This window comes from Sphingomonas naphthae, assembly GCF_028607085.1.
Lineage (GTDB): Bacteria > Pseudomonadota > Alphaproteobacteria > Sphingomonadales > Sphingomonadaceae > Sphingomonas_Q > Sphingomonas_Q naphthae.
The window spans coordinates 981,299-1,007,791 of the sequence record NZ_CP117411.1 but is presented as its reverse complement, the minus strand read 5'-3'; the positions used below and the strand labels follow the sequence as shown (position 1 = coordinate 1,007,791).

20 protein-coding genes are annotated in these 26,493 nt (G+C 64.9%); 6 read left to right on the top strand and 14 right to left on the bottom strand.

Going from position 1 to position 26,493, the window contains the following annotated elements:
* Positions 1-7: 7 nt before the first annotated feature.
* From PQ455_RS04740 to PQ455_RS04705, 8 genes are all read right to left on the bottom strand, one after another.
* Positions 8-3,508 (bottom strand): RHS repeat domain-containing protein, encoded by a 3,501-nt coding sequence (locus tag PQ455_RS04740; RefSeq protein ID WP_273689647.1) that lies wholly within the window; start codon positions 3,506-3,508, stop codon positions 8-10.
* Positions 3,509-3,741: 233 nt separating this feature from the next.
* A complete protein-coding gene (locus tag PQ455_RS04735; RefSeq protein ID WP_273689646.1) occupies positions 3,742-4,641 on the bottom strand; it encodes a LysR family transcriptional regulator in 900 nt (299 codons plus the stop codon).
* A 133-nt stretch (positions 4,642-4,774) separates the two neighbouring features.
* A complete protein-coding gene (gene ilvB, locus PQ455_RS04730) occupies positions 4,775-6,523 on the bottom strand; it encodes a biosynthetic-type acetolactate synthase large subunit (protein ID WP_273689645.1) in 1,749 nt (582 codons plus the stop codon).
* A 32-nt stretch (positions 6,524-6,555) separates the two neighbouring features.
* Positions 6,556-7,827 carry a dihydrolipoamide acetyltransferase family protein gene (locus PQ455_RS04725; protein WP_273689643.1) on the bottom strand — a complete coding sequence of 424 codons (1,272 nt, stop codon included), beginning with the start codon at positions 7,825-7,827 and terminating at the stop codon, positions 6,556-6,558.
* 1 nt (position 7,828) lies between these two features.
* Positions 7,829-10,171 (bottom strand): transketolase, encoded by a 2,343-nt coding sequence (locus tag PQ455_RS04720; RefSeq protein WP_273689625.1) that lies wholly within the window; start codon positions 10,169-10,171, stop codon positions 7,829-7,831.
* A gap of 63 nt (positions 10,172-10,234) precedes the next feature.
* The gene (locus PQ455_RS04715) at positions 10,235-11,461 is read right to left on the bottom strand and encodes a cytochrome P450 (protein ID WP_273689621.1); all 1,227 of its coding nucleotides are present in this window, start codon (positions 11,459-11,461) and stop codon (positions 10,235-10,237) included.
* Between the two features lie 4 nt (positions 11,462-11,465).
* On the bottom strand, positions 11,466-11,660 hold the full coding sequence (locus PQ455_RS04710; RefSeq protein WP_273689619.1) for a ferredoxin: 195 nt from the start codon (positions 11,658-11,660) through the stop codon (positions 11,466-11,468).
* Positions 11,657-12,964: an NAD(P)/FAD-dependent oxidoreductase gene (locus PQ455_RS04705; RefSeq protein WP_273689617.1), complete on the bottom strand. Its 1,308-nt coding sequence runs from the start codon at positions 12,962-12,964 to the stop codon at positions 11,657-11,659. Before PQ455_RS04705 ends, PQ455_RS04710 begins: the two co-directional genes overlap by 4 nt.
* A gap of 236 nt (positions 12,965-13,200) precedes the next feature.
* On the opposite strand from PQ455_RS04705, the gene PQ455_RS04700 reads away from it, so the two are divergent.
* The 4 genes from PQ455_RS04700 to PQ455_RS04685 are packed head-to-tail and all read left to right on the top strand — an operon-like array spanning position 13,201 to position 16,043.
* Positions 13,201-13,665 carry a cupin domain-containing protein gene (locus PQ455_RS04700; protein ID WP_273689614.1) on the top strand — a complete coding sequence of 155 codons (465 nt, stop codon included), beginning with the start codon at positions 13,201-13,203 and terminating at the stop codon, positions 13,663-13,665.
* A 50-nt stretch (positions 13,666-13,715) separates the two neighbouring features.
* Positions 13,716-14,870 carry a muconate cycloisomerase family protein gene (locus tag PQ455_RS04695; protein ID WP_273689611.1) on the top strand — a complete coding sequence of 385 codons (1,155 nt, stop codon included), beginning with the start codon at positions 13,716-13,718 and terminating at the stop codon, positions 14,868-14,870.
* Between the two features lie 2 nt (positions 14,871-14,872).
* On the top strand, positions 14,873-15,163 hold the full coding sequence (gene catC / locus PQ455_RS04690) for a muconolactone Delta-isomerase (protein WP_273689609.1): 291 nt from the start codon (positions 14,873-14,875) through the stop codon (positions 15,161-15,163).
* A gap of 28 nt (positions 15,164-15,191) precedes the next feature.
* On the top strand, positions 15,192-16,043 hold the full coding sequence (locus tag PQ455_RS04685; protein WP_273689608.1) for a fumarylacetoacetate hydrolase family protein: 852 nt from the start codon (positions 15,192-15,194) through the stop codon (positions 16,041-16,043).
* 57 nt (positions 16,044-16,100) lie between these two features.
* Here PQ455_RS04685 and PQ455_RS04680 read toward each other — a convergent pair whose 3' ends face one another.
* From PQ455_RS04680 to PQ455_RS04670, 3 genes are all read right to left on the bottom strand, one after another.
* Positions 16,101-18,545, bottom strand: coding sequence for a TonB-dependent receptor (locus PQ455_RS04680; RefSeq protein WP_273689606.1), 2,445 nt, complete (start codon positions 18,543-18,545; stop codon positions 16,101-16,103).
* A gap of 102 nt (positions 18,546-18,647) precedes the next feature.
* Positions 18,648-19,490: an SDR family NAD(P)-dependent oxidoreductase gene (locus tag PQ455_RS04675; RefSeq protein ID WP_273689605.1), complete on the bottom strand. Its 843-nt coding sequence runs from the start codon at positions 19,488-19,490 to the stop codon at positions 18,648-18,650.
* 73 nt (positions 19,491-19,563) lie between these two features.
* Positions 19,564-20,013, bottom strand: a complete 450-nt coding sequence (locus PQ455_RS04670; protein ID WP_273689603.1) for a cupin domain-containing protein — start codon at positions 20,011-20,013, stop codon at positions 19,564-19,566.
* 190 nt (positions 20,014-20,203) lie between these two features.
* Between PQ455_RS04670 and PQ455_RS04665 the strand changes: the two genes are divergently transcribed.
* Both PQ455_RS04665 and PQ455_RS04660 read left to right on the top strand, forming a co-directional pair.
* Complete coding sequence (locus PQ455_RS04665) at positions 20,204-21,031, top strand: IclR family transcriptional regulator domain-containing protein (RefSeq protein ID WP_273689601.1); 828 nt, start codon at positions 20,204-20,206, stop codon at positions 21,029-21,031.
* A 152-nt stretch (positions 21,032-21,183) separates the two neighbouring features.
* On the top strand, positions 21,184-22,374 hold the full coding sequence (locus PQ455_RS04660; protein ID WP_273689600.1) for a serine hydrolase domain-containing protein: 1,191 nt from the start codon (positions 21,184-21,186) through the stop codon (positions 22,372-22,374).
* Here the strand turns inward: PQ455_RS04660 and PQ455_RS04655 are convergent.
* The 3 genes from PQ455_RS04655 to PQ455_RS04645 are packed head-to-tail and all read right to left on the bottom strand — an operon-like array spanning position 22,353 to position 26,469.
* Positions 22,353-23,576, bottom strand: a complete 1,224-nt coding sequence (locus tag PQ455_RS04655; RefSeq protein WP_273689599.1) for an MFS transporter — start codon at positions 23,574-23,576, stop codon at positions 22,353-22,355. The genes PQ455_RS04660 and PQ455_RS04655 overlap by 22 nt on opposite strands.
* Complete coding sequence (locus PQ455_RS04650; protein WP_273691231.1) at positions 23,573-25,018, bottom strand: NAD-dependent succinate-semialdehyde dehydrogenase; 1,446 nt, start codon at positions 25,016-25,018, stop codon at positions 23,573-23,575. Before PQ455_RS04650 ends, PQ455_RS04655 begins: the two co-directional genes overlap by 4 nt.
* 29 nt (positions 25,019-25,047) lie before the next feature.
* Positions 25,048-26,469 (bottom strand): aldehyde dehydrogenase family protein, encoded by a 1,422-nt coding sequence (locus PQ455_RS04645; RefSeq protein WP_273689597.1) that lies wholly within the window; start codon positions 26,467-26,469, stop codon positions 25,048-25,050.
* Between the last annotated feature and the right edge of the window lie 24 nt (positions 26,470-26,493).

Here is a 26,493-nt window from a genome sequence, read left to right as displayed (position 1 = left end):
GGCATTCTCATCGGGGGTACGAGGTCAGCACCGTCTGACAGTCGCTCAACGTCACCAGGTGGTTTGTATAAGCCGGCTGGTCCGACGCATCAGTTCCGTATGAGGCGTATATGCCTATGTAGCTTAGGAATGCGAGTGGATGGGGTGCATCAAAAGTATGGAGACCTCGAACCGGATCAAAGCTCTGTACACCATACTGATATGTGAAAGAGTTATTGTTTATTACGCCCCGGAACCCGGCGTTCTGATAATACTGAGACACCCATCTTGTGCCCGACAGATGGCGATCAATAATATGATCTTGTGTGCTCTGCGTTCGACCTTTGTGGAGCATCTTGCTGTAGTCCAGCTTGCTGGCATTCGCCGCAGATTGGACGCATTGTCCAGGTTGATACGCCACCTGCTGCATTTGCGGCGTAACACAATTCATAAATCCGCCTTCGGATGCGCACATTAACGTGCGCATCTCCATTTCCCGGGCGTCCGGACCGCCATATCCATTGCTGATACGTAGTTGAAACCACCATCCAGTCCCTGGTTGCGGTCCATACCCGGACGTACAGCGAGGATCGGATCGATGCAGACCGCAGTTCACGCCAGCAGTGACGCCAATTTCCTCGTCTTCTAACCCCATTGGGTCGCTAAAGTTAATCGGATCGCTACGGACATAGTTATACATGTTCATGCCATCGCCGTATCCGATGGGATCGGTCTGCATGAAGCGGCCGAGGGTGGGCGAGTAGATGCGGGCCTTGTAGTAATACATCCCCAGCGTCGGGTTCCACTGCTGGCCGGTGTAGCCGAAGCGCCCGAGGTTGCCCGTCTTGGGGATGCCGTAATCGTCATAGGCGTTGATCGCCATCGACTGCCCCGCGCTGTTGGCGACGTTCACGACCGAGCCCCGCTCGTCGGCGAACAGCGCCCGGCGGTCGCCGTAGCCGCTCCCCTCGAACCAGAACAGCGGCTCGTCGGTGCCCGGGCCATAGACATAGTGGCGCGTGATCTGGCCGTTGCTGCTGTCATGCTCCATCAGCAGCTTGTCGCCCATGTAGTTGAGCAACTGGCCGGCGCTGCTGTCGATGTCGAGCCGGCCGACCGCGTCGTAGAAGAACCATTGGTTGTTGCCGGTCCAGGCCAGCTGGTTGGCCGACGTGTAGCCGTACACGCCCGAGCCCGACCCGGTCAAATTGCCCCGCTCGTCGTAGCTCATCCCCTGCCCACCGGCGCTGGTATATTGGTTGAGCGCGTTCACCCCATAGGTCCGGTAGACGCTCGCCTCCTGGTCCCACAGATAGGCGTCGTTGGTCATCTCCCGCTTTATGATCTGCCCGGCCGCGTTGTAACTGAACCCGTAGGCGACGTTCGCGCCCGGCGAATGGATGAAGGTGTGCGACAGGCTCGAGAGCCGCGACGCCCCGTCATAGCCATAGCTCGTGGCCATGTCCCCGCTCCGCCACAGCTGGGTGCGACGCCCCAGATCGTCGTAGGTGAAGGTCGCGATCGTGGTGTCGTTGCCGTCCTTGATCCAGGTCATCGCGCCGGTCGCGTCATAACCGTAATTGACCGCGAAGCCGTCGCCATAGTCGATCCGGGTCAGCCGGCCCATGACGTCGCGATGCATCGTCTTGTTGGTGTAAGGGCCATATTCCAGCGTCGGGCGGCCCAGCGGATCGGTCTCGAACCGCACATTGTGGCCATAGACCGAGTCATCGGCATTCACGAGCTGGTTGAACAGATCATAGGCGTAGGTGATCTCTCGATCCTGCCACGCGCCCGTGGGCGGCGTCATCCGCGCCATACGCCCCAGCGCGTCATAGCCATAGGTCACATGCTTGGTATCCCGCAGACGACGGTCCACCACATTGCCCACGCCATCGTAGCTCAGCTCCTCGTAGGAGCCGTCAGGATAGGTCGTCCGCTGAGGGCGGTCCAGACCATCGTAGAGATAGCTGGTCGTATTGTTGTTGGCATCCTGTACCGAGGCCACCTGCTTGTTCTGATGATAGGTGTAGTAGCTGACCCGCCGCCCCTGCGGGGTGCCGATCCCGTCATGCACTTTCGACAGTAGCCCGTTGGGCTCATATTCGTAGAGCGTGATCCGGTCGGGACCGTCCGGCCCTTCCGTCGATGGCGTGCACGCCCAGTCCGGCAGCGCGTTATACACCGCCGGGTTCATCCGCACGGTCTCGCACTCCAACAGACCGACGTCGCTATAAGTGCGCTGGGTCAATTGGTGGAAGGTGCCGTCCTTGGCGAGCGCCTCGCTCGTTCGCCGGCCCAGCGCGTCATAGCCATAGTCCGTGCGCTGCAACTCGGTCCAGTTCGCGCCATTCTGGTCATCGGCGGCACCGCGCCGCTGCGCGGCCACCGTGCCATCGGCGTTATAGCCGATCTGAACGGCGCGCCGCCGAAGCGGACCGGCGCCGTCCGGGTCGGGACCCACCACCATCGTCGGCTGGCGCGCCGCGTTATAATAGCTCCGCGTCACGTTATTGAGCGGGTCGGTCACGACCGTCACGTTGCCGTAGATGTCGTAGCCATAGGTTGTCACAGATGGCGTGAGCGGACCAGCACCGGCCTGCGCCGTCACCTTCTTCGGCAGGCCGTTGTTGTCGTCATAGTCGTAGATCGTTACCCCGCCCCGCTCGTCCGTCGCGCTCTCAGGCTTGTTACATTTGAAAATGTTGTCGCAGGTCGCCGGATAACTGGCAAACGTCTGCGTCCAGGCGGTCCCGCTACCGGGCTTGCTGACGTACCAGACGTGCGTGACATTGCCGCGAGCATCATAGGCGATCTGGGAATTATTCCCCTCGGGCGCGGTGACCTTGGTCACACGGCCTGATCCATCACGCTCGTAGGTCGTGATGCAGCCCGTTTCGTCCCTGTTCCATATCAGTCGGCCGTTCGCGTCCAAGGTTACGCGTCGCTCGTGACCGCGCTGGTTGGTAATCGATCGAACGTGATTGGTGTCGTCGTAATTGTAGGTCCAGGCCGGCCCGGCCTGGATGACTTGATGAACCTTGATCGCGTCCCAGTAGCTGATCGTGATGGCATCGCTCGACGCGCCGGGGCGACGTATGCCGGAAAGGCGGCCAAAATCATAGCTATACTGCCAGGTCCGTCCCGCCGCGTCGATCACGGACCGCCATTCCCGCCCGTCCCAGCGGATTACCTGATCCTCGCCCACCGTCACCACATGGGCCTGCCCGTTCCATTCCCGCACCAGTGGCGCGCGCCGGCGAGGCGACCGGCTGCTCCGCCGCCTCGGCGCTGCGCTCTCGGGCGCGGCCCCCTGCCCGACCTCAACGCCGATGGCGGCGAGGCACGCGTCGGTGGCGAAGGTGCCGGTCTCGCGTTCCTCGACCAACCCCGCCCTTACCAGGGAGGCGATCGCCATGGTGACGCGCGAGCGGTTGGTGATCGAAGCGGGCAGCGGGTGCAGGTTGCGGTCGGCGCGCTGGGCGGCGGTCGAGAGCAGGATCGTCTGGGTGTCGGTGAGCTTGGCCATGATGGCCTCCGGTCCGGCAGAGCGGCACCGCGCCGCCCCACCGACCGAAGTCCCGGCAAGATCGTCATCCCGGGATCAGGCAAGCCGCAACCAGCGAGTCGCCCCGACGCTGTCGCTCCAACCGCCAGTGAAGTCGATAGTTTTATGATACTATTTCAATACACACGCTAACAGACTAGCGGTCGATTAGGCAGATCCATGTATAGATTGAATGCATGTCGGACTGAATATCTCTACAAACTCAACGAGTGCGCTTCCCTCACGCTCTGCACGAACGCGCGAACGGCCGGCCCGGGCTCGCGCCGCACACTTGTCGCGCAGCACAATCGCATTTGGGGCAGCATGTGATCCGCTGGCACATGCGCGAAGGTTTTTAGAAAGTCCGTTGTCGAGGTGAAACCCCTACGAGCAAGGCCGATCGTGTCCGATGTTTCGACAATGCGGGTGACGATCGGGAAGTAATCGATCACATGCAGCCGCCGACGCCAATCCCCATCCTGGCCCAACATGGCGCGGATGACCGGGCCGTAGGGGCGCGAGTCACTTGGCAGGACAAGATTGTATCGCCCAAGGTCTGCCGATGTGATCTCGGGCAGAGCGAGGATGGGATGCCCCTTGCGAACGAAAAAGCTGAGATTCATCGTTGTGATGTGTTCGCACTTGAACTCGCCCCATTCCGCGAAAGCCTCCTCGAAACCGACGCCCACGTCGATCGCGCCGGTACGCAGAAGTTGGGCACCATGCTCGAAGGTCGATCGCACGACGTCGAACCGGATGCTGGGGTGATGATGCAGCAGGGTTGCGAGCGGCTCCACCAGCAGGAGATCGAGCGAGGACGGGCACACGCCGATCCTGAGCGTCTGGGCGAAGACATCGCGGGTCTGGTGTTTGCCCGCGAGCAGGGTGCGGGCATCGTCGAGCAGACGTTCGGCGCGATCGACAAACTCCCGCCCCTCCTCCGTCAGCGTCGCGCCGCGCGCAGTGCGATGGAACAGCGAGAAGCCGAGTTCCTCCTCGAGATCGGCAACGCTCTTCGTAATGCCCGATTGCGAGATGCCGACCGACTGGGAGGCCTTCGTAAACGATCCGGCATGCGCGATCGCGACCACATGACTGATGCGTCGGTCAAGCATGGTGGCACGCCGATCGGTCGCCTGGGCATTGCCGACAAGAGATAAACTGGTGGCGAACCGAGATCATGGCATCACTCAATAGACCGCTGGCATCCGCGTCGCCACCGCGTTCGACAGGCTTCGAGGCCCGATGCTAGAAGACGCCGGCGCTGGCGAGATCGGGCTCATCACCGCAGAGATCGCGACCGAGCAGCATCTCGTTATGCGCCGCCCCGCTGCGGATCATCGGATAGCAATTGTCGAGATTGGCGACGGTACAATCGACGAGCACGGGGCCGGGCTCCGCGAGCATGGCGGCGATGCCGGCGTCGAGATCATCCGGACCGGTGATGCGGATACCAGCCCAGCCATAGGCCTCGGCCACTTCGACGAAATCCGGCAGGGCATCCGAATAGCTGGCGGCATATCGCTCGCCATAGCCGATCTCCTGCAACTGCCGCACCATGCCGAGATGGCGGTTGTTCAGCATGAACATCTTGATCGGCAAGCGATATTGGACGGCGGTGGCCATCTCCTGCATGTTCATCTGGAACGAGGCATCGCCGGTGATACCGACCACCAGAGCGTCGGGATGGCCGATCTGCGCGCCGATCGCGGCGGGCAGGCCGTAGCCCATCGTGCCGAGCCCCCCGCTCGTCAGCCAGGCATTGGGCCGATCGAAGCCGAGATGCTGTGCAGCCCACATCTGATGCTGGCCCACGTCCGTCGTCACGATCGGGCGTCGATCGCGAACCTGTGCCCAGAGCCGGCGCAAGGCGTCCTGCGGGGCCAGCTCCCCTGCCCTGCCCTCGAAAGCGAGGCAATCGGCCGCGCGCCAGCCGTCGATCCGCTCCCACCAGCCATCGAGCGGCGCCGGGGAGAGCCCCTTGCGCCGCCATGCCGCCAGCATCGCCGAAAGCGCCGCCCCCGCATCCGCGACGATGGGAAGATCGACACGCACATTCTTGTTGATCGAACTGCGATCGATATCGATGTGGATCTTGCGCGAGTGCGGGCTGAACCCGTCGATCCGCCCGGTGACCCGATCGTCGAAACGCGCGCCGATCGCGACGATCAGGTCCGCCTCGTGCATCGCCAGATTGGCTTCGTAGGTGCCGTGCATGCCCAGCATGCCCAGCCATTGCGGCGACGATGCGGGGAAGGCACCCAAACCCATAAGAGTCGATGTAACCGGCGCACCTACGAGCCCGGCCAGATCGCGCAGATGGCGGGTCGCGTGCGGGCCGGCGTTCACGACCCCGCCGCCGGTATAGAAGATCGGCCGTTCGGCGCCGTGCAACATCGCTACAGCCGCCTCGATATCGCGCAGCGCGGGATCATGGATAGGCTTGCAGGTTCGGGACGCTGGAGCGGCTCCACCCGTTTTCGCAGAGGCTCGCCCGACCTGAACGTCGCGCGGCACGTCTATCAGCACCGGACCCGGCCGCCCGGTCGTGGCGATGGCGAATGCTTCGTGTATCACGGGCTGGAGACGCGCGGTCTCCTTCACCAGATAATTGTGCTTCGTGCAGTGCCGGGTAATGCCGACCGTGTCGCACTCCTGAAAGGCATCGGTGCCGATCAGATGGGTCGGCACCTGCCCTGTGATCGCGATCAGCGGGATGGAATCCATGAAGGCGTCGGCCAGGCCGGTGACGATATTGGTGACGCCCGGCCCGGAGGTAACCAGCACGACTCCGGGCCGGCCAGTCGATCGCGCATAACCCTCGGCGGCATGCACCGCGCCCGCCTCGTGTCGCACCAGGATATGGCGGATACGGTCCTGCATCAGCAGTTTATCGTAAATGGGCAGAACCGCGCCGCCGGGGTAGCCGAAGATCACTTCGACGCCGAGGTCGGCGAGCGTCCGCAGGATAATCTGCGCGCCGGTCGCGTCGTCCATATCGATCAAGTCCGGTAAGGGGTATTTGGCAATCAGCCGACGATCAGCAGCGGCGTTTCGACATAGTTGCGGAACGCCGCCATGAAGCGGGCCGCGACCGCGCCGTCGATCGCGCGATGGTCGAAGCTCGCCGTCGCCGCCATGATCGTGGCCAGAGCGATCTGGCCGTCGACCTTCCACGGCTGCTCGATGCCGGCGCCGATGCCGAGGATCAGGGCCTGCGGCGGATTGATGACCGGCACCATCTCGTCGATCCCGAACATGCCGAGATTGGAGATCGAAGCCGTACCGCCCTGATATTCCTCCGGTGCGAGCCTCCCTTCGCGCGCCTTGGTCGCGAGGGCCTTGCTGGCCTGCGCGATCGCCGACAAAGAGAGGGTACCCACGTCGCGGATGATCGGGGTAATCAGGCCACCCTCGATCGCGACGGCCATGGCGATATCGACCCGGCCGAAGCGATGCAGTTCCTCGCCACCGAACTGGACGTTGGCGTCGGGCACATCGACCAATGCCAGCGCCATCGCCTTGATGAGCATGTCGTTGACGCTGAGCTTGATGCCCCGAGCGGCAAGGCCGTCGTTCAACTTGGCGCGCAGCCCGAGCAACGCATAGAGATTGCACCGCACGGTGAGATAGAAGTGCGGCACGCTCTGCTTGCTATCGCTCAGGCGCCGCGCGATCGTGCGGCGCATAGAACTCAGCTTGACGGTCTCGACCGGCACCCCGGCGGGCGGGGGCGATGCGACGGGCAGAACCGCGACCGGCGTGGTGGCCTGGCTTGCCGGAGGGGGCGAGGCGATCGGTTTCAGGCCCAGATCCGAACGCACGATCCGCCCGTTCGGCCCGCTGCCGGAGATGCCCGACAGGTCGATGCGCTTGGCTTCGGCGATACGCAGCGCCAGCGGGCTGACCTTGACGCGATCGGCCGGAGACGGACGGGCACGGCTGGTCGCCGGCGCTTCGGTGCGGGAGGGCGGCACGACGGGAGCAGGCGGTGCCGCTTCGACGATCCCCGCGATGGCGGGCACGGCCTCCTCGAGCGGGCGGGACGCGGGGCTGTCCGCCTCCTGCCCCAGCAGCGCGATCACCGTGCCGACCGCGACATCGTCGGTCCCCTCATCGACGAGCAGTTGCGCGATACGCCCCTCGTCGATCGCCTCGAATTCCATCGTGGCCTTGTCGGTTTCGATCTCCGCCAGCAGGTCGCCGGGCTTCACCCAATCGCCTTCCGCGATCAGCCATTTGGCCAGAGTGCCCTTTTCCATCGTCGGCGAGAGGGCCGGCATCCTGAGTTCGATCGCCATGTCAGTGTCCCAGAAAGAGTTCGGCAGCCGCCTCGACGATCGCGTCGGAATCGAGCCGATAGGTGTGGTATAGATCGGGCAGGTCGCCGGTCTGACCGAAGCGATCGACGCCGAGCGGACTGACCCGCAGACCGGTCACGCCGCCCAGCCAGGACAAGGCCGATGGGGCGCCGTCGAGTACGGTCACCAGCCCGGCGCCGGGCGCCAATACCGATAGCAGGCGCTCGACATGTGACGCGTCATCCGCCCCGCCGCCCCACCGCGAGGCGCGGCGGGCGGACCAGCCACGATGCAGCAGATCGGGCGACGTCACGTTGAGGAGGCCGAGGCCGGGCAGATCCTCGGAGAGTTGCTCCCACGCGGCAAGGGCTTCGGGGGCCACCGCGCCGGTGAACACGATCGCCGCCTCCGCCCCCTCCGCAGGTCGGCGCAGCCAATAGCCGCCATCAAGCGCATCCGCCTCCCACCCATCATTGTCGCGGGCCATCTGTGGGATCGAGCGGGTGGTCAGGCGGAGATAGACCGAGCCGCCATCCGCCTGCTGCATATGATCGAACGACCAGCGCATCATGAGCGCCAGTTCGTCGGCATAGGCGGGCTCGAAATAGGTGAGGTTGGGCTGTCCCATCGCGATCAGCGGGGTGTTGATCGACTGGTGCGCGCCACCTTCGGGCGCCAGCGTGAGGCCGGACGGCGTACCTATCAACAGGAAGCGTGCATCCTGATAGCAGCCGTAGTTCAGGGCATCGAGGCCCCGCGCGATGAAAGGGTCATATACCGTGCCCACCGGCAGCAGGCGCGTTCCGAAATGCGGCGCGGCCAAGCCCAACGACGCCAACAGGATGAAGAAGTTATTCTCGGCGATACCGAGTTCGATATGCTGCCCTGCCGCGTGCTGAGACCATTTCTGTGCCGACGGAATTTTGGCCTTGTGAAAAACGTCGGCCAGTTCCTGCCGGCGAAAGACACCCCGCTGATTGACGAAGGCGCCGAGGTTCGTGGTCTGCGTCACGTCAGGCGCTGTGGTTACGATCCTATCAGCCAGCGCCTCGGCGGACTTCGCCAGATCGAGCAGGATGCGGCCGAACGCGGCCTGCGTCGATTGCTCGGCGCCCTGCGGCACGGGCAGTCGATCGGGCACAGGGACCGCCGACGCAACCGGCTCGCGCGATTTCCGCGCGAACGGTGTGGCCTCAACAAACCCCTTGAGCTGCGCGGCGGCATTTTCGCCCAGGCCGCCCCAAGGCTCCCATTCCTGCCCTTCGACAATTCCCAGGCTGGCGCGGAACTGCTCCATCTGTGGGACATTCATCATGCCCGAGTGATTGTCCTTATGCCCGGCGAGGGGCAGGCCGAAGCCCTTCACCGTGTAAGCGATGAACAAGGTCGGGCGGTCGTCGTCGGCGCTGTCGAACGCATCGATCAGCGTCTCGATGCAATGGCCGCCGAGGTTGGTCATCAAGGCGGCGAGCGCCTCGTCGTCATAACTGTCGAGCAGCTTTCCAACATGAGGCTTGCCGCCGACGTCGGCTTGTAGCCGCGCGCGCCACGCCGCCCCGCCCTGATAGGTGAGCGCGGCGAATTCGGCGTTGGGACAGTTGTCGATCCATTCCTCGATCGTCTTGCCGCCCGGCCGAGTAAAGGCTTCGCGTTGAAGTTTGCCGTACTTGAGCGTGACAACGCGCCACCCACACGTCTCGAAAATGTCGTCGAACCGGCGAAACATCCGGTCCGCCGTGGTCGAATCGAGCGACTGGCGATTGTAATCGACGATCCACCAGCAATTGCGCAGATCATGCTTGTAGCCCTCGATCAGGCATTCGTAGATATTGCCCTCGTCCAGTTCGGCATCGCCCATCAGCGCGATCATCCGGCCGGCATCCTCGGCCCGCACCTGGCCGTGGGCCACCAGATAATCCTGCACCAGGCTGCTGAACGCCGTGACGGCCACCCCCAGCCCCACCGAGCCCGTCGAGAAATCGACCGGGATCGCATCCTTGGTGCGGCTGGGATAGCTCTGCACGCCGCCCAGCCCGCGAAACCGCTGCATCTGCTCGCACGACTGCTGGCCGAGCAGATAATGGATGGCGTGCAGGACGGGGCCGGCGTGCGGCTTTACCGCCACCTTGTCCTGCGGGCGCAAGGCGTGGAAATAGAGCGCCGCCATGATGGCCGTCATCGAGGCGCAGCTCGCCTGATGGCCGCCGACCTTTATCCCGTCCCGCTTCGGGCGGATGTGCGTGGCGTTGTGGACCATCCACGACGAAAGCCAGCGCAGCCGAATATCCAGTTGCTGCAAGGATGCGACGATTTCGGCGCGATCCTGCTGGAGCGTATCTGCCATCTTGATTCTATCCTGCGATCGGGCTCCGCCGCGGAGCCGGCATCCTGCTCTGTCGGGGGTCGATCAGGCGTCCCACTCGACGGGCAACTCGTGGAGGCCGTACATCGTGCCCGTTTCCTTGAAGCGAACCGCATCGAACGGGACGGCAAGCCGCAGACTGGAAATGCGCCTCGGAAGGGTCGCCAGTACGACCTGCTGCTCCACGCGACTAAGATACTGGCCGGGGCATTGGTGCACGCCATAGCCGAAGGCCAAGGTGTTCTTGGCGTTGGGCCGATGGATGTCGAACCGATCGGCATCCGGGAAGATCTGCTCGTCGCGATCGGCCAGCGTGTTGGCGATGATGACGCCTTCGCCCGGCTGGAGGATCTGATCGCCGACCTGCACTGGCGCGGTGATGACCCGCCGACGCCCCGTGTGGGTGATGCCCAGGTAGCGCATCAGTTCGAACACGGCATTGGTGAGAAGTTTGCGGTCGTCGGTCGCGACGATCTCGGCCATCTGATCGGGATGTCGCAGTAGCGTCAGCATGCCGAGGCCGATCGCCGAGGTCGTGGTCTCGGTGCCCGCGAACACGAGCGAGCGGACGATTTCCTTGACGTCCTGGCGGGTCAGCTTGCCCGACGCCATCTGATTGTGAATGAGCCGGCTCATCAGCGCGTCATCCGGCTGTGCCAGCTTCGCATCGACCTGCCGGTCCAGATATTCGAAGAAGGCTGCCGCAGCGGCTTCGGCCTCGGCCTGGGTTGTCGCGTGGGAGAAGCTGGTTTCGACGTTGCTCGCGAAAAATTCGCGGTCCGCGTAAGGGATGCCCAGCAGGTCGCAGAGGACCTGCATCGGGATCACGGCGGCGAAGTCCGCGACCAGATCCGCCTTGTTCCCCTTTGCCAGCATATCGTCGATCAGGCCGTCGACGGTCTGCTGGATCTTCGGCCGGATCGCCTCGACGGCATGGGCCGAGAGACTACCCATGATCATCCGCTTTTGAATGTCGTGCTCGGGATTGTCGAGGGTACGGAGCGAGCGATCCGCGCCGACGGTTGCCTTGTAACCCGCGTTCTGTTCCGGATAGCCGGGCTTGCTCGGATCGGCGCTGACCCGGCTCTCATCGGCGAACACCGCTTTCACATCCTCGTGCCGGGTGATGAGCCAAGGCTGGCTTTCGTTCCAGATCTTCACGCGCCCGATACCGGCGGACCGCTGAAGGTCCGTCAGGACGGGGGCTGGATCGAACGGGCATTTCATGCTGCGCGGCGGCGGAAAATTGATGAGGTCGTCCTGCGTGTCCATCGCTTCAATCCTCTTCGATCGAGATCACGGCGCTCGGGCAGACCGAGGCCGCCGTACGTACGCTGGCATGCAGTTCCGGGGCTGGCCGGTCCTGAAGGAGGATGACCACGCCATTTTCGTCCTGATCGAAGACCTTGGGTGCCGCCAGGACGCACGACCCGCTGGCGACACACCAGCTTTCTTCCACTTTGATTTTCACGAAATGCTCTCCTTTGGAGCGTCGATGGGGAGACAGGCGAGTTCGATCTCCCGGCGGAGTTGCGTCATCGCCTTGGGGGCATTCCATGTGGCGGCGCCGATCAGCCGGCCCTCCACCTCGAACCGCACCGCGATCGCACCCTCGCGCCCCTCGACCGGCACGACCATCTCCCGCGCCGCCGGGCTGTAGGCGCCCGCGAACTGGATTTTCACGTCGAACTGATCGGTCCAGAAATAGGGCACCGCCTCCAGGCGTTTCAGCGGCAGCCCGGCGCGCGCGGCGAGGAGATTGGCGGCGACAAGCCGGCCATGATCGATGGCGTTCTGCTTATGCTCCTGCCGGCGCCCCTCTTCCGTTAAGCCCGGAATCCGCGCGACATCGCCGGCGGCCCAGATGTGGTCGACGGCCATGCCGAACGGATCGCAAACGACGCCGTCCGACAGATCGAGCCCGGCCTTCGCGAGCCATTCGACGTTCGGCCGGCACCCGATCGCGACGAGGATATCCGATGCCGGCACGACGCGGCCATCGGTGAGGCGAAGCCCCTCGATGCGCCCGCTGCCGGACTGGCCGGCCTCGAAACCGACGGCTTCCACACCGAACTCGAGCCTGACGCCATGGGCGCGATGCAGATCCAGCAGGCGTTGCGCCAGCGTCGCGCCGAGCTTCGCCGCCAGACCGGCCGGCGTCTGCTCGATCACGCTCGCCTCGCACCCCAGCCCCCGCGCGGTTGCAGCCACTTCGAGACCCAGCACGCCCCCGCCGACGATCGCGATGGAGCCGCCGCGAGCCAGGGCCGCACGCAGACGGCCGGCATCGGCGGCCGTGCGGAGCATGTGAAGCCCCTCGATCGGTTCCCGGTGGTTGGAGCCTGGGAAAGCACGGGGGCGCACGCCCGACGCGATCACCAGATCGGAATAAGCGAGCGACCGGCCGTCGGCGAGACGGAGCAGTCGGGCATGCCGGTCGACCCCCGTCGCCGCAGCGCCGAAGATACAGCTCATCGCCAACGCCTCCCGGCGGATCGCGGGCACCACATCATAGACGGTCGTCTCGCCGGCGGGAAACAGCGCGGCCTTGGACAAGGGCGGACGATCTCCCGGAAAGCCATCGGCCGAATCCACCATGACGATCTCGCCGGAATAGCCGTGACGGCGCAGCGCCTCGGCTACGCTGAGCCCGGCCACCGATGCGCCGACGATCACCACCGGCCATTCCGCTGCGGCCGATCGGCCGGCCGAGGAGAGGTCCGGCGCGAGCGTATCGGTCGTTGCGCGGGGCAAGGTGTCAACAATCGAAATCAAGCTGCCCTCCACCCTAGCTCGTTATGTACGCATTGCGTCTTGTATGACCGCTATGCGGATTAATCACAGAAAGGCCGGCGTTGGTCAAGCGCCATTAAGCAACCGGCCGCCGTTCGATCGCCTTGACAGGCGAACGTCATCACGCCACATCAATCGTCCGCATAGCGCTTTACTTGGCCGCATAGCGTACATCCATAAAGACAACCAGCCGGCAGGCGATCATGGAGATTTGGGCGATGACCGAAGGTGACATTGCAATCGCGCCGGACGCGCGCACCGGCACGCTCGGGAAGGAACAGGGTTTTCAGTTCGCCGAGACCCACGCCAAGGAAGTGCGGGTCATGAAAGGCCGCCGCAACTGGATGGAATATCTCGATTACGGCGTGACCGACGCCACGAACGGGCGGATGCGGGCGCAGCGGATCATCGTGACCGGCAAGACCCAGGGCACCGGCTGGCACTATCATCTCTGCGAGATGCAGTTCGTCTATCTGTTCGGCGGCTATATCGTCTTCCAGCTCGAAGACGGCCGGACATTGCGCCTTGAAGCCGGCGACACCGTGTTCATTCCCGGCGGCTTCAAACATACCGAAATCGACATTTCGGAGGACTTCGACTGCCTCGAAGTCTCGGTGCCGTCGAACCTCGGAACTGTGGCGTGCGACATGCCGGAGATCTGGCGCGATCGGGCCGTCGCCTGAACTCCCGTCCGCCGGTTCGGCGCCCCTCCCTCGCAATCGAAAGACCGATCATGGTTCGGGTTGAACGGATCGAGACGATCCTCCTAGACGTGCCGACGATCCGGCCGCACGTCCTCGCCATGGCGACGATGCGCCATCAGACGCTCTGCATCGTGCGGCTTCACTGCTCGGACGGAAGCGTTGGGATCGGCGAAGCCACTACCATCGCCGGGCTCGCCTATGGCGAGGAAAGCCCCGAAGGCATCAAGCTGGCGATCGATACCTATCTCGCGCCGCTGATCCTGGGCACGGACGCGGACAGGCCAGGTGCGGCGATGCAGCGGCTGGCGCGGGCCGTGGTCGGCAACCGCTTCGCCAAATGCGCCATCGAAACGGCCCTGTTCGACGCCCTCGGCCGGCGCACCGGGCTGCCGGTCAGCGAGTTGCTCGGCGGGCGGGTGAGGGATCGGCTGCCGGTGCTGTGGACCCTGGCCAGCGGCGATACCGCGCAGGACATCACCGAAGCCGAGGACATGCTCGCCCGGCGGCGCCACGATTGCTTCAAGCTGAAGATCGGCAAGCGGAGCATAGCCGAAGACGTCGCGCATGTCGGGGCGATCAAGCGAGCGCTCGGCACGAAAGCGTCGGTGCGGGTTGACGTCAACATGGCGTGGAACGAGGTGGAGGCGCGCCGGGGGATCGCCATGCTCGCCGATGTCGGCTGCGATCTGGTCGAGCAGCCGATCGCGGGCTCCAACGTGGCCGGAATGGCGCGTTTGCGCGCGGCGGCGGCGATCCCGATCATGGCGGACGAGGGCCTGACCGGCCCGGCCTCCGCGCACGTCCATTCCAGCCATGCCGCCTGCGACGTGTTCGCCATCAAGATCGAGCAGTCCGGCGGGCTCCGTGCCGCGCAACAGGTGCAGACCATCGCCGACGTGTCGGGCATCGGCGTCTATGGCGGCACGATGCTGGAGGCCGGCATCGGCTCGATCGCCTCGGCCCATGCCTTTGTCACCTTCCCGAAGCTGGACTGGGGCACCGAATTGTTCGGCCCCCTCCTGCTGACCACCGAGATTCTGCAACAGCCGCTGGACTATTCGGATTTCTCTCTCGGCGTGCCGGCCGGGCCGGGGCTGGGCATCGATCTCGACGAGGATGCCGTCTCGACCCTGCGGCGCGACCGCCCCGCGCGGCTGTTCGTCGATCAGGCCGTGGGAGCCTAGCCATGCTGTTTCAGGTGACGATGGACGTCCGCATCCCGCTCGACGCCGACCCGGCCACGATCGAACGCCTCAAGGCGAGCGAGAAACAGCGGTGCGCGGACCTTATGGCGGCCGGCACATGGCGGCACATCTGGCGGGTGGCGGGGCGCTACCGGAACGTCAGCATCTTCGATGTCGCGGACAATGGCGAGTTGCACGACATATTGATGGGTCTTCCGCTGTTTCCCTACATGGCGATCGAGGTCACGCCTCTCTGTCGCCACCCCTCGTCGATCCGCCCGGACGACCGCTGACCAGCAGATTACACGACAGGAGAGGATGATGCGGCTTGCGACCTTTTCGGCGAAGGCAGACGGGCGCCCGCGACTTGGCATCGTCACCGATGCGGGCGTCATCGCTTTGTCGGAGCTGCCCGATGCGCCCGCCACGATGATTGACCTGATCGCCGAGTGGCCAGACTGGCAGGCGGCGGTGGAGGCGCTGACCTATCGCGCGCCGACCCATCAGTTGGAGGATGTCATTCTCCATGCCCCGGTGCCGCGCCCCGGCAAGATCATGGGCATCGGCCTGAACTATGCCGACCATGTCGCCGAAGCGACTATTGAGGCGCCCAAGGAGCAGCTCTGGTTCTCCAAGCAGGCGACCAGCGTCAATGATCCCTATGGTGCGCTCCAGTTGCCGGAAGTCTCGTCGGCACTGGATTATGAGGGCGAGCTGGTCTTCGTGGTCGGGCGGCGCATCCGCCATGCTACCCGGGAGGAGGCGAAGGCCGCGATCTTCGGTTTCTGCTGCGGCAATGACGTGACCGTGCGCGACTGGCAGTTCAAGACATCGCAATTCACCCTCGGCAAGTCGTTCGACACCCACGCGCCCTTCGGCCCCTGGATCGTCACCAGCGACGTCCTCGATCCGCACGCACTGGGCATCCGTACCCTCGTCAATGGCGAGCAGCGGCAAGCGTCCAACACCCGCTATCTGATCTACGATTGCTACGACCAGATCGTGCATCTCTCGCAGGCGATGACGCTGGAGCCCGGCGATGTTATCTTCACCGGCACGCCGGGCGGGATCGGCTCGGCGATGCGGCCGCAGCGCTGGCTGGCGGCGGGCGATGTCGTGCGGGTGGAAATCGACGGGATCGGCATGATCGAGAATGTCGTCCGCCCCGAATGAGCGGAGGGTGATCGACGAAGCGGGCCGTCCACATCGGACGGCCCGCCCCTGTCCCGCTCAATAACGATAGGTGAACTGCAATTGCACCGTGCGCGGGTTGTTGGCGTAGCCGCGCTGGTCGCCCAATATCCCGGCGGCCGTGCCCGTGCCGGAACCGGTCGAGGGCGTATCCAGCGCACCGCTGATGACGAACCGATTCGTCAGATTCTTGCCGATCAAGGTCACGTCCCAACGATCCGCGCGCAGCGATAAGGAGGCGTCGAGGTTGACGTAGCGCCCCTGCGTCGCGAGCGGGTTGTGGAACGGCGACGCATTATAGCTGCCGCTGTAGCGCGCGTCCGTCGACACGGCGATCTTGAGGCCCCCGCCCGCCTCCGCTTCATACGTACCGCCAAGCGATCCGGTCCAGTGCGGCGCATTGGCGGTCGGCGCACCGCTCAGATCCTGCACGAACAGCCCGCCGAACGGGCTGGCCGTGGTCGTCTGACAGCCCTGTGCCGGAGTCTGCCCGGTCACGCACGGCGCGATGAAGCGGATGTAATAAGCCTTGTTGTAGTTCACCGAACCACGAAGGCTCATCCCCGGCACCGCGCGCGGCGCGAAGTCGGCGTTCAACTCCACGCCCTTCGTCCGCGCCGAACCGGCGTTGGTGGTGAGGAAACGGAAGGACTGCGCTTCGAAGAAATCGACCTGAAGATTGGTGTATTTGTAACTGTAGGTCGCGAGGCCCAGACGCAACTGATTGTCCAGCGTCGTCACCTTCACGCCGCCCTCGAAACCCTTTGCCTTTTCCGGCTCGAAATCGAGATCCGCGGGGTCGCTGGCGTTGGTATAGGCGCTCTCGTTCGAGAAGCCGCCCGACTTGTAGCCGGTCTTGAACCCGCCGTAGATGTTGAGGCTGGACGTCGGCCGGTAGGAAACGACGATTTCCGGCGAGTAATTGTTGAAGGTCTGCTTGGTGAAGATCGGCTGGTTCAGGCGATAGATCTGGCCGGGCCGCACCACCGGATGAATATAATAGCTGTCCTTAGTCTCATGCGTGTAGCGGATGCCGGCGGAAACCTCGATCTGCGGCACCACCTTCCAGACGACCTGGGTAAAAGGCGAGATTGTCTCGCCGTCGGTCGTCGAATATTTCTCATAAGCGATATATTGATCGCGAGCCGGAGCGGTGCTGACCCGCGAATTCCCGAAATAGACCGGCTGGTTCGCGAACAACCATGTCCGCTGGTACAGCAGGCCGGCCATGAAATTCACCGGGGAATCGTAGTTCGTCGTCGCGCGAACTTCTTCGGAGAAGGCCCGCCACCGCTCATACGAGCCGGCCCAAAGCTGGGTGACGCGCTGCTGGTAATCGCTGTCCGACAGCCACTGGCTGCGCTGGAACTGGTAATTGGTGTTCGCCGTCAGGGTCACCCCTTCAAGCGCATATTCCAGATTGTTGGTGATCGCGAACGAGCGATAGTCGGCATAGAGCTTGCCATCCTTAGCATAGGGGAAGTCGGCCGCGATCTCCGCCGGCATGTCATTATGATAGAAATGCCATTTGCGTTCGCACGGCACGCCAGGCTGTAGCGTGCTGGTGCCGTTGGCGCAGGAAAAGACGATGTTGTTCCAGCCCGGATCCTCGACATGGTTGAGCGCGCCGGACAGCTTCAGCACATTGGTCAAGCCATCGATCGGCTCCCACTGCACCGTCACCCGGCCGACGAACTCGCGCTCCCGCGGCGTCTTGCGCGTCGTGGGCGGCGCCGTCACGGTCTGGAGCGGCTGCCGGTTCAGGATATCGTTGATCGTGTAGGTGACGGGCGTCGCGCGATTGCGGCTGTATCCGCCGAACATCTTCGCGCCCCGGAGCGCGACCCGCACGCCCAGCGTGTCGGTCAACGGCCCCGACAGCATCAGTTCGCCATAAACCTGCTGCGCGCGAAACTCGTAACCGGCGCGGGCCGACCCCTCGAAGCTGGTCGTCGGGTTGGCGCTGTCGATCGCGATCACGCCGGCGGTGGCGTTCTTGCCGAAAAACAGCGCCTGCGGCCCCTTGAGCACCTGAATCCGGGCGAGATCGAAGAAGCCTTCGTTCAAAATACGGCCGTTTCCGTAATAGGCGCCATCGACGATGATCGCGGTGGAGGATTCGATGCCGAGGGCGCTGGCCGGCGTGCCGATGCCCCGCAACGAGATCTGCGCGCCCGAACCCGACGTCGCCTTGCCGACCGTGAGGTTCGGCGTGGCGGCGGCGATCCGCTCGATCGACGAGATGTTGTTGCGCTGGATCTGGGCGGGGGTGAAAGCCTGCACCGCGACCGGAATATTCTGCAATGTCTCCACCCGCTTGCGCGCGGTGACGACGATTTCCTCGAGGCCGCCCGCTTCCGCCGGCGGGGTGGCGGCCGGGCTCGCCTCCACCCGATCCTGCGCCCACGCCGAAGGCGCAAGAGCGAAAGTGGAGACCGAAGCGAACAGCAGCGATCCGCAACGCGCGGCGAAGATGTTTTTCATATTTTCCTCTCCCTTTAGTCGGCCTTTTTTCCGGCCTTTATTGTGCAGGGACCTGGTGCGTTAAATTTCCTCTTAGAAAACAGAGCGATGGCGGGACGGCATTCAGGGCAAGGTGGGGAAGAACGCCTTGCTCGGCGTCGGCCAGCCGATCGGGTTCATCGCGGCGATGCCCGCCTCACCCACCGGCTGCTGCCATTCCGATCCGACGATGCGCTTGCAGTTGGCGGCCGCCCCCTCGTCGCCGAGCAGCCACATCAGCGGCGGCACCATGACGTCAGGCTGGAGCATGTTGGCCCGATCCCATCCGCAATCGTCCGGGATGATGGCAGTGTTTGTGATGCCGCCCGGAACGATCACGTTCATCGTGACGCCGGTGCCGGGCAGTTCTTGGGCGAGAATGGCGGAATGGGCCTCCAGCGCCGCCTTGGTGCCACCATAGCCGATGTTGCCGAGCCGCAGCAGCGAGTCCGCGCTGGTGGTGACGTTGATGACCCGGCCCCAACCGCGCGCCTTCAGCTTCGGCAGCAGTTGCAGACACAGCGAGAAAGGCGCGATCGCGTTGATCTCGAACATGCGCCGGGCGATCCTGGGCGACATTTCGTCGGAGATCACGGGTCGGCGGAAGATGTCGCCCCGCACGATGCCGGTCGCGACACCGGCATTGTTGACGAGAATGTCGATCGGGCCATGCTCCGCCTCGGCCCGATCGATCAGCCCATCGACCTGGTCCGCCTGGGTGAGATCGACGATCAGCGGATAGAGCCGCGCCCGCGCCTCGTCCGACACCTGATCGAACAGGGCCGTGAGCAGCGCCGCATCATATTCGGCGCAGATCACGCGATGGCCGGCATCGACCAGCGCCAGCACCATCGCGGTGCCGAGACCGCCACCCGCACCGGTGACCAGGGCCAGCCGCTGCACGGCGCCGGACGAGTTACTCTCCATCGATGATCTCCTTGCTTGTTCGGTGAGGCCCGCGCCGGGGCCAGCGATGTCGGATGCGCGGAATGCGGGGGTGTCAGGCCTCGGCCGGGACGCGCCATGCTTCGGGAATGTCGCAGGGGCGCGTTTCGATGACGGCCGGAACCGTCACTTCGAGGACATCGAAATCCTCCGAAATGTCGAGTTCGTTATGCTTGTATCCGCCGGGGATGAGCGCCGAGTCTCCCCGCTCCAGCCGCAGAACGCTTCCGTCCTCGAACTGCATGGTGACGCCGCCGCCCAGCAGGTAGATGAACTGCATCTCGCAGATGTGGTAATGCCAGCCGGTGCCCTCGGTCTGGCCCTTGGCCATCGCCCGCTGCGCCCGCATCCGGCCGTGGGTGGCGTCCGTGACGCCATAATCGAAATATTCGACCCACGCCCTGCGGCCCGGCATGCGCGGCAGATTTCGCTCCAGCGCGGCGAAGAATTCGACCGGTGGTTTCTCGATCGTCTCGGCGATGGTGCCCCTCGGCGCGTCGGTCATCCCTCATCCCCTTCCGTTCGCGACGCCGGCATCTCCGCCGTGCATCCAATCCCTCGCGGCGAGCCGCAGGGGTTTTAGCGCAACAATCACTGAACGCATTGCGGTCATGTTGTGCGCTATGCGGCACGTTTGCCTTGACGTGGGGCGTGTGTCAAGGAGCGGGCAGGCGCTTGGACGGGACGAACACGAGATGGCGGACGCCGATGCGCCCACGGACACGATCAACGAGCGGGATTTCATCCAGAGCATCGAACGGGGCTTCGCCGTCCTGACGGCGTTCGATGCCGACGCCCCCCGTCCCACCCTCGCCGACATCGCCAAGCGTACCGGATTCTCTCGGCCCGCCGTCCGGCGTATCCTGCTCACGCTCCAGCAGCTGGGCTATGTGACGGGCAGCAACGGCCGCTGGACGCTCACGCCGCGCGTGCTGAGCATCGGCCAGCATTACACCGCATCCCATGCGCTGATCGAAATCTCGCAGCCGCATCTCGTCGCTTTGGCCGAACACACGTCCGAACCGGCCTCGCTCGCCGCGCTCGATGGGACCGAGGTCGTCCACATCGCCGACGTGCCGGTTCGGCGCATCATGAGCGTGAACGTCTCCGTCGGCATGCGGGCGGCGGCCTATCCGACGTCGATGGGGCGGATCTTGCTGGCGTGGCGTGGGTCGGAATTCATCGAGAGCTATCTGGGCCAGGTGAGCATCGAACCGTTCACCGCGCAGACCGTGAAATCGCCGGACGAATTGCGGCGCGTGCTCGAACAGGTTCGACACGACGGCTATTCGATCGTCGACGAGGAACTGGAGCAGGGCCTCCTGTCCGCCTCGGCACCGGTCCGCAACGCCGAGGGCGAAGTCGTGGCGGCGCTCGCCTCATGGACCTCGAAGGGGCGTTCGACCGCGAAGCAGATGCGGGATCGCGTGGTGCCCAAACTGGTCGAGTTGGCCGCCTCGATCAGCACCGATCTGGGCCACAAGGCCGGCATCACGAAGATGCGTGGTTCCGGCCGGGGCTGAGCCCGCCCGCGTCCGGCGACGGCCGCGTTTCGCTATCCTGACAGCCCCCCGAAATCGCAGGCTCATGCTGCTTGCCAGCACATTCCAAATCCGTCATTTGATCGCATAGCGAATAATATGAACGCATAGCGTTCTTTGCGAGGATGGTGACGATGGCTGAGCGGATGCCCCATAATCCGGGCTGGCATCTGGCGCCCGGCTTCGAGCCCGTCGCCGAGGTCTTCGCCGAACTCCTCGCGCTCGGGCTCGATTTGGGCGCGACATTCGCGGTCAGCCTCGAAGGGGAATGTGTCGTCGATCTGTGGGGCGGGCATCGCGACGACGGACTGACGCGGCCGATCGAGCGGGACGCGCTGTTTCCGGTCTGGTCGGCAACCAAGGGGGCAACGGCGACCACCATCGCCCTGCTCGTCGATCGCGGCGTGCTCGATTATGACGCGCCGGTCGCCCGCTATTGGCCGGAGTTTGCCGCATCAGGCAAGGAGCGGCTTACGGTCGGCGAGATGCTGTCGCATCAGGCTGGCCTTTGCGGCATGCGCCGGCCGACCACGATCGAGGACCATTATGCGCATCACCGGCTGGCCGCGGAGTTGGCCGCGCAGGCGCCCTTCTTTCCGCCGGCTTCGGCCTGGGGCTATCACGCCCTCACCTTCGGCATATTGGCGGACGAGTTGGTCCGGCGGGTTGATGGCCGCCCGGTCGCGCGAGTCTTTCAGGAGGATCTCGCCGGGCCGCTGGGACTGGAACTATTCATGGGGCTGCCCCCGGCCGAGCTTGATCGGCAGGTGACGATAACGCCCCCTCCCGGCCGCCAGCAGGCACTGGTGGAGATACCCAACCCGGCGGCGTTCGAGGCGGCTTTCCAGAATCCCGTTCTGGAAGGCGGCATGGCCAATACGACGGCATGGAAGCTGGCGGGTATTCCGGGGGCCGGCCTCGGCGGCAACGCGCGCGGGCTCGCGCGGCTCTATGCTCTTCATGCCAACAACGGCGTTCTGGACGGGCGGCGATGGCTGTCGGCGCCGACCGTCGCGGCCGCTCGCAGCCAGCGTGTCGAGGGCGTCGATCAGGTGACCGGAAACTATCGTCGCTGGGCGGCGGGCTTCCACCTCAACATGCACGGGCTGATGGGGCCGAACCCCGATGCGTTCGGCCATGCCGGCTGGGGTGGCAGCATCGGTTTCGCCGATCCGGCCGGCCGGCTCGCTGTCGGCTACACGACGAACCGGATGCTGGTCTCGCCCCCCGGCGAACTCGACCAACGGCTGTCCGAACTGCTCGCGGCGATCTATGCGGCGCTGGACGCCCGGAAGCCGCCGTCTCAGTCGGCCGCGAAGCGATAGGGGCCGAGCAGCATCGCCAGCAAGGTGGCCAGGCCGGTCAGCGCCGCGCAGATCAGGATCGCCACGCTGTAATCGCCATAATGATCGTAGGCCGCGCCGGCGATCAGCGCACCGCACCCGCCCCCCATGGCGATCACCCCGCCGAGCCAGCCGTAGATGGCGCCGAACGCCCGCCGGCCGAAGTAGCGCGAGGCGAAATAGGCGATCATGTCCATCTCGGAGCCGAAGGCGAAGCCGATCAGCAGTACGGCGATCAGGCTGAGGACGGGCGATCCCGCCCCCGCCAGCAGCAGGAGAAGCCCGGCCGTCGCCAGCGCCGCGACGATGACCGCAACAACAGGCCCTCTCGTCCTATCCAGCACCAGACCGACCACCAGCCGCCCGCCGAGCGACGAAAGGCCCAGCATCGACGCGCGCGCCGCCGCTTCGCCGAGCGAGGCGCCCGATTGGTGGAACATGGGAATGAGATGGCTCGCCAGACCGATCAGGCCGATCGTCAGCGACAGACCGATCGCCATGAGCAGCCAGAAACTGATCGTGCGCGCCGCTTCCGTGATGGACAGCCCTTCACGACTGCTCTCGCCCGGCTGCGCGGCGTCTGCCGATGGCAAAGCGTTGCGGCCAGGCAGACAGAGCCAGACGATCGGGATGGCGGCGAAGGCAAAGCCTGCGAATACCTTGTAGACGAGCATCCAGCTGCCGATGCCGATCAGCCATACCGCCAGACGCGGCACCCAGAAGGCCGACAGCCCGATGCTGGCGAAGACGATCCCGATGGCGATGCCGCGCGCGATCGAAAAGCGATCGGCGACCGGCTTGAGGAGCGTCACGGCCCCCGTCCCCGATCCGATCCCGCCCGCCAGCAGATACAGCAGCCAGAAAGGCGCGCGGGGGACCAGCCAGGGCATGCCGAACAGCAGCCCACCGTAGAGCAGCAGCGACACCGTCGCCACGCCCCGCGCCCCGAAGCGATCGGCCAGCATGCCCCACCACGGCCCGGTCGCGAACACGCCGACCGCGTAGAAGGTGAGGCCCAGCGACAAAGACGCGCGCGACCAGCCGAAATCGGCCTCCAGTGGCGTCACCAATGCCCCGTAGCTGTAGCCGATCGTGGACGTCACGCCGACGCTCAGCCCCAGGAACGCGCCGAGCAGGATGGGCCAGCCCGCGCGCAGTTCGCTTGCCTTCGTCGCCGAAGTCATGCCGTCGCCCCAGTTGGCGCGGCATCCAGACCGAGACAGACATATTTCAGCTCGAGATAGTCATCGAGGCCGTGGTGCGACCCCTCACGTCCAAGCCCCGACATCTTTACGCCGCCGAACGGCGCGACCTCGGTCGAAATCAGGCCGGTGTTGACCCCGATGATGCCCGCCTCGATCGCCTCCGCCACCCGCCAGATGCGCGACATATCGCGCGCGTAGAAATAGGCGGCCAGGCCGAAATCGGTCGCGTTCGCCATCGCGACGACCTCCGCCTCCGTGTCGAAGCGGATGACGGGTGCGACCGGGCCGAACGTTTCTTCCCGAGTTATGAGCATCGCCGGTGTCACGTCCCGGATCACGGTCGGCTGGAAGAAGCGCCCGCCGCGCGCGTGGCGTTCGCCCCCCGCCAGCACCCGTCCCCCGAGGGCCATGGCGTCGGCGATATGCCGCTCGACCTTGGCGACGGCCGCCGCGTCGATAAGCGGGCCGATCGACACCCCCTCTTCGGTGCCCGCACCGACGGAAAGGCCCTCCACCGCATGCGTCAGCCGCTCGACGAAAGCGTCGTAGACGGCGCCCTGCACATAGATGCGATTGGCGCACACGCAGGTCTGGCCGGCGTTACGGAACTTGGACGCCATCGCCCCCTCAACCGCCGCGTCCAGATCGGCGTCGTCGAAGACGATGAAGGGCGCGTTGCCGCCCAGTTCGAGGCTGAGCTTCTTGATGGTCGCCGCCGACTGTCCATAAAGCAGCGCCCCCACGCCGGTCGATCCGGTGAAGCTGATCTTGCGGACGATCGGGCTGGCGGTCAGGACGCCGCCGATCTCGGCCGCATCGCCCGTGACGACATTGAGCAGGCCCGGCGGCAAGCCCGCCTCCTCGCCCAGCGCCGCCAGCGCCAACGCCGTAAAGGGCGTCTGGGGGGCGGGCTTCACCACCACGCCGCAGCCGGCCGCCACCGCAGGCGCGATCTTACGGGTGACCATCGCCGCCGGAAAATTCCAAGGCGTGATCGCCGCGACCACGCCCACCGGCTGCTTCAGCACCATGATGCGCTTGTCGGCGGCGTGCGCCGGCACGATCTCGCCATAGGCCCGCCGCGCCTCCTCGGCGAACCATTCGAGGAAGGAAGCGGCATAATCGATCTCGCCGAGCGCCTCGGCACGGGGCTTGCCCTGTTCGGCCACCATTAGGTCGGCCAGAGCCGCCCGGTTGGCCCGGACGAGATCGAAGAAACGGCGCAGGATATCCGCGCGGGCCTTGGCGGGACGGGCAGCCCACTCGCCCATCGCGGCCTGTGCCGCCGCGATCGCCCGCCCGGTCGCGGCGGCGTCCATCATCGGCACGCGGCCTATGATCGCCCCGGTCGCGGGATCGTCGACCTCCATCCACCGCTCGGCCGTAACCCATTCGCCGCCGATGAGGCAGGCCTCCCGCATCAGTTCCAAGCCATGATCCTCTTATCGCCTCAGGCGGCCTTGTTGATGACGACCGCCTGCGGGCTGGTGAATTCAAGCAGGCCGGCCAGGCCGTGTTCGGCGCCCAGCCCGGATTGTTTGCGCCCGGCGAACACCCGATCGGGCGACATGCTGTGGATCTCGTTGATCCACACCGTTCCGGTCTCGAGCCGACCAGCGATGCCGCGTGCCAACTCCCAATCTTTCGTCCAGATCGAGGCGGCTAGGCCGAAGGGGCTGTCGTTGGCGCGCGCAATAGCCTCGTCGACGTCGGCGAACTTCAGGAACGGAACCACCGGGCCGAACGCCTCCTCGGTCACAACCGCGGCATCGTCCGGTGGATTGTCGATCACGGTGACGGGGACGAAAAATCCGGGACCATGGCGCTCCTCACCGCCCAGCGCGAACCTGTGCCCCGCTTCGCGCGATGACGCGATCAGCCCACGCACCTTGTCATATTGCATGCGGTTTTGGACCGGCCCCAACTTTACGGCCGGATCAACGCCGCTGCCGAGCGGCACCCCATCGGCAAACGCTACGAAAGCCGCCAGGAAAGCGTCGTAGATGTCGGCGTGGACATAGATGCGCTTGGCCGCCACGCAAAGCTGACCGCTGTTCTGGAAAGCGCCCCAAAACAGGGCTTCGACGGTCTTGCCGATATCCACGTCGGGCAGCACGATGGCGGCATCGTTACCGCCCAGCTCCAGTGTCAATCGCTTCAACGTGGCCGAAGCGCTCTGCATGATCTTGCGTCCGGTGGCGGTCGATCCTGTGAAGGATATCTTGGCGACATCGGGATGCGATGTGAGTGCCGGGCCGATATCATCTTCGCCGGACACGACATTCACGACGCCGGGCGGGAGGATCGGCTGGAGCAACTCCCCCAGCCGGAGCGTGGCCAAGGGGGTGAAGGGCGAAGGTTTGACGACCAGCGTATTGCCGGCGAGCAGCGCGGGGGCGATCTTGAACGCCACGATCATCAGCGGATAATTCCACGCCGATATTGCCGCCACGACACCTAGCGGAAGATGATGGACTTCGACCGACCGTTCGGCGCTGTCCTCGATCACCTGGACCGGGATATCCTGCTCCGACAAGGCGTGACACCAGTAGATCGAGCCATCCACCTCGCCGCTGGCATTGCCGCGCGGCTTGCCCTGTTCGTGGATCAGGATTTCGATGAGTTCGTCGCGATGTTCGGCGATGCAATCCCCGATCGCGCGCAGATAGCGCTGCCGCTCCGCCAGCGGCAGCGCGGCCCAGGCGGGAAAGGCCGCCTTGGCCGCCGCGACCGCTGCGTCGACATCGCCGGGCGAACCGTGCGGCGCATGCGCGAAAACCTCCTCGGTCGCCGGATTGACGACGGGCAGCCGCCCGTCGGTCGTGACGGATCGCCCGTCGATCGTCATCACGAAGTCGCGCATGTTCGCCATGGTCAGTTCCGCTCCGCACATCTT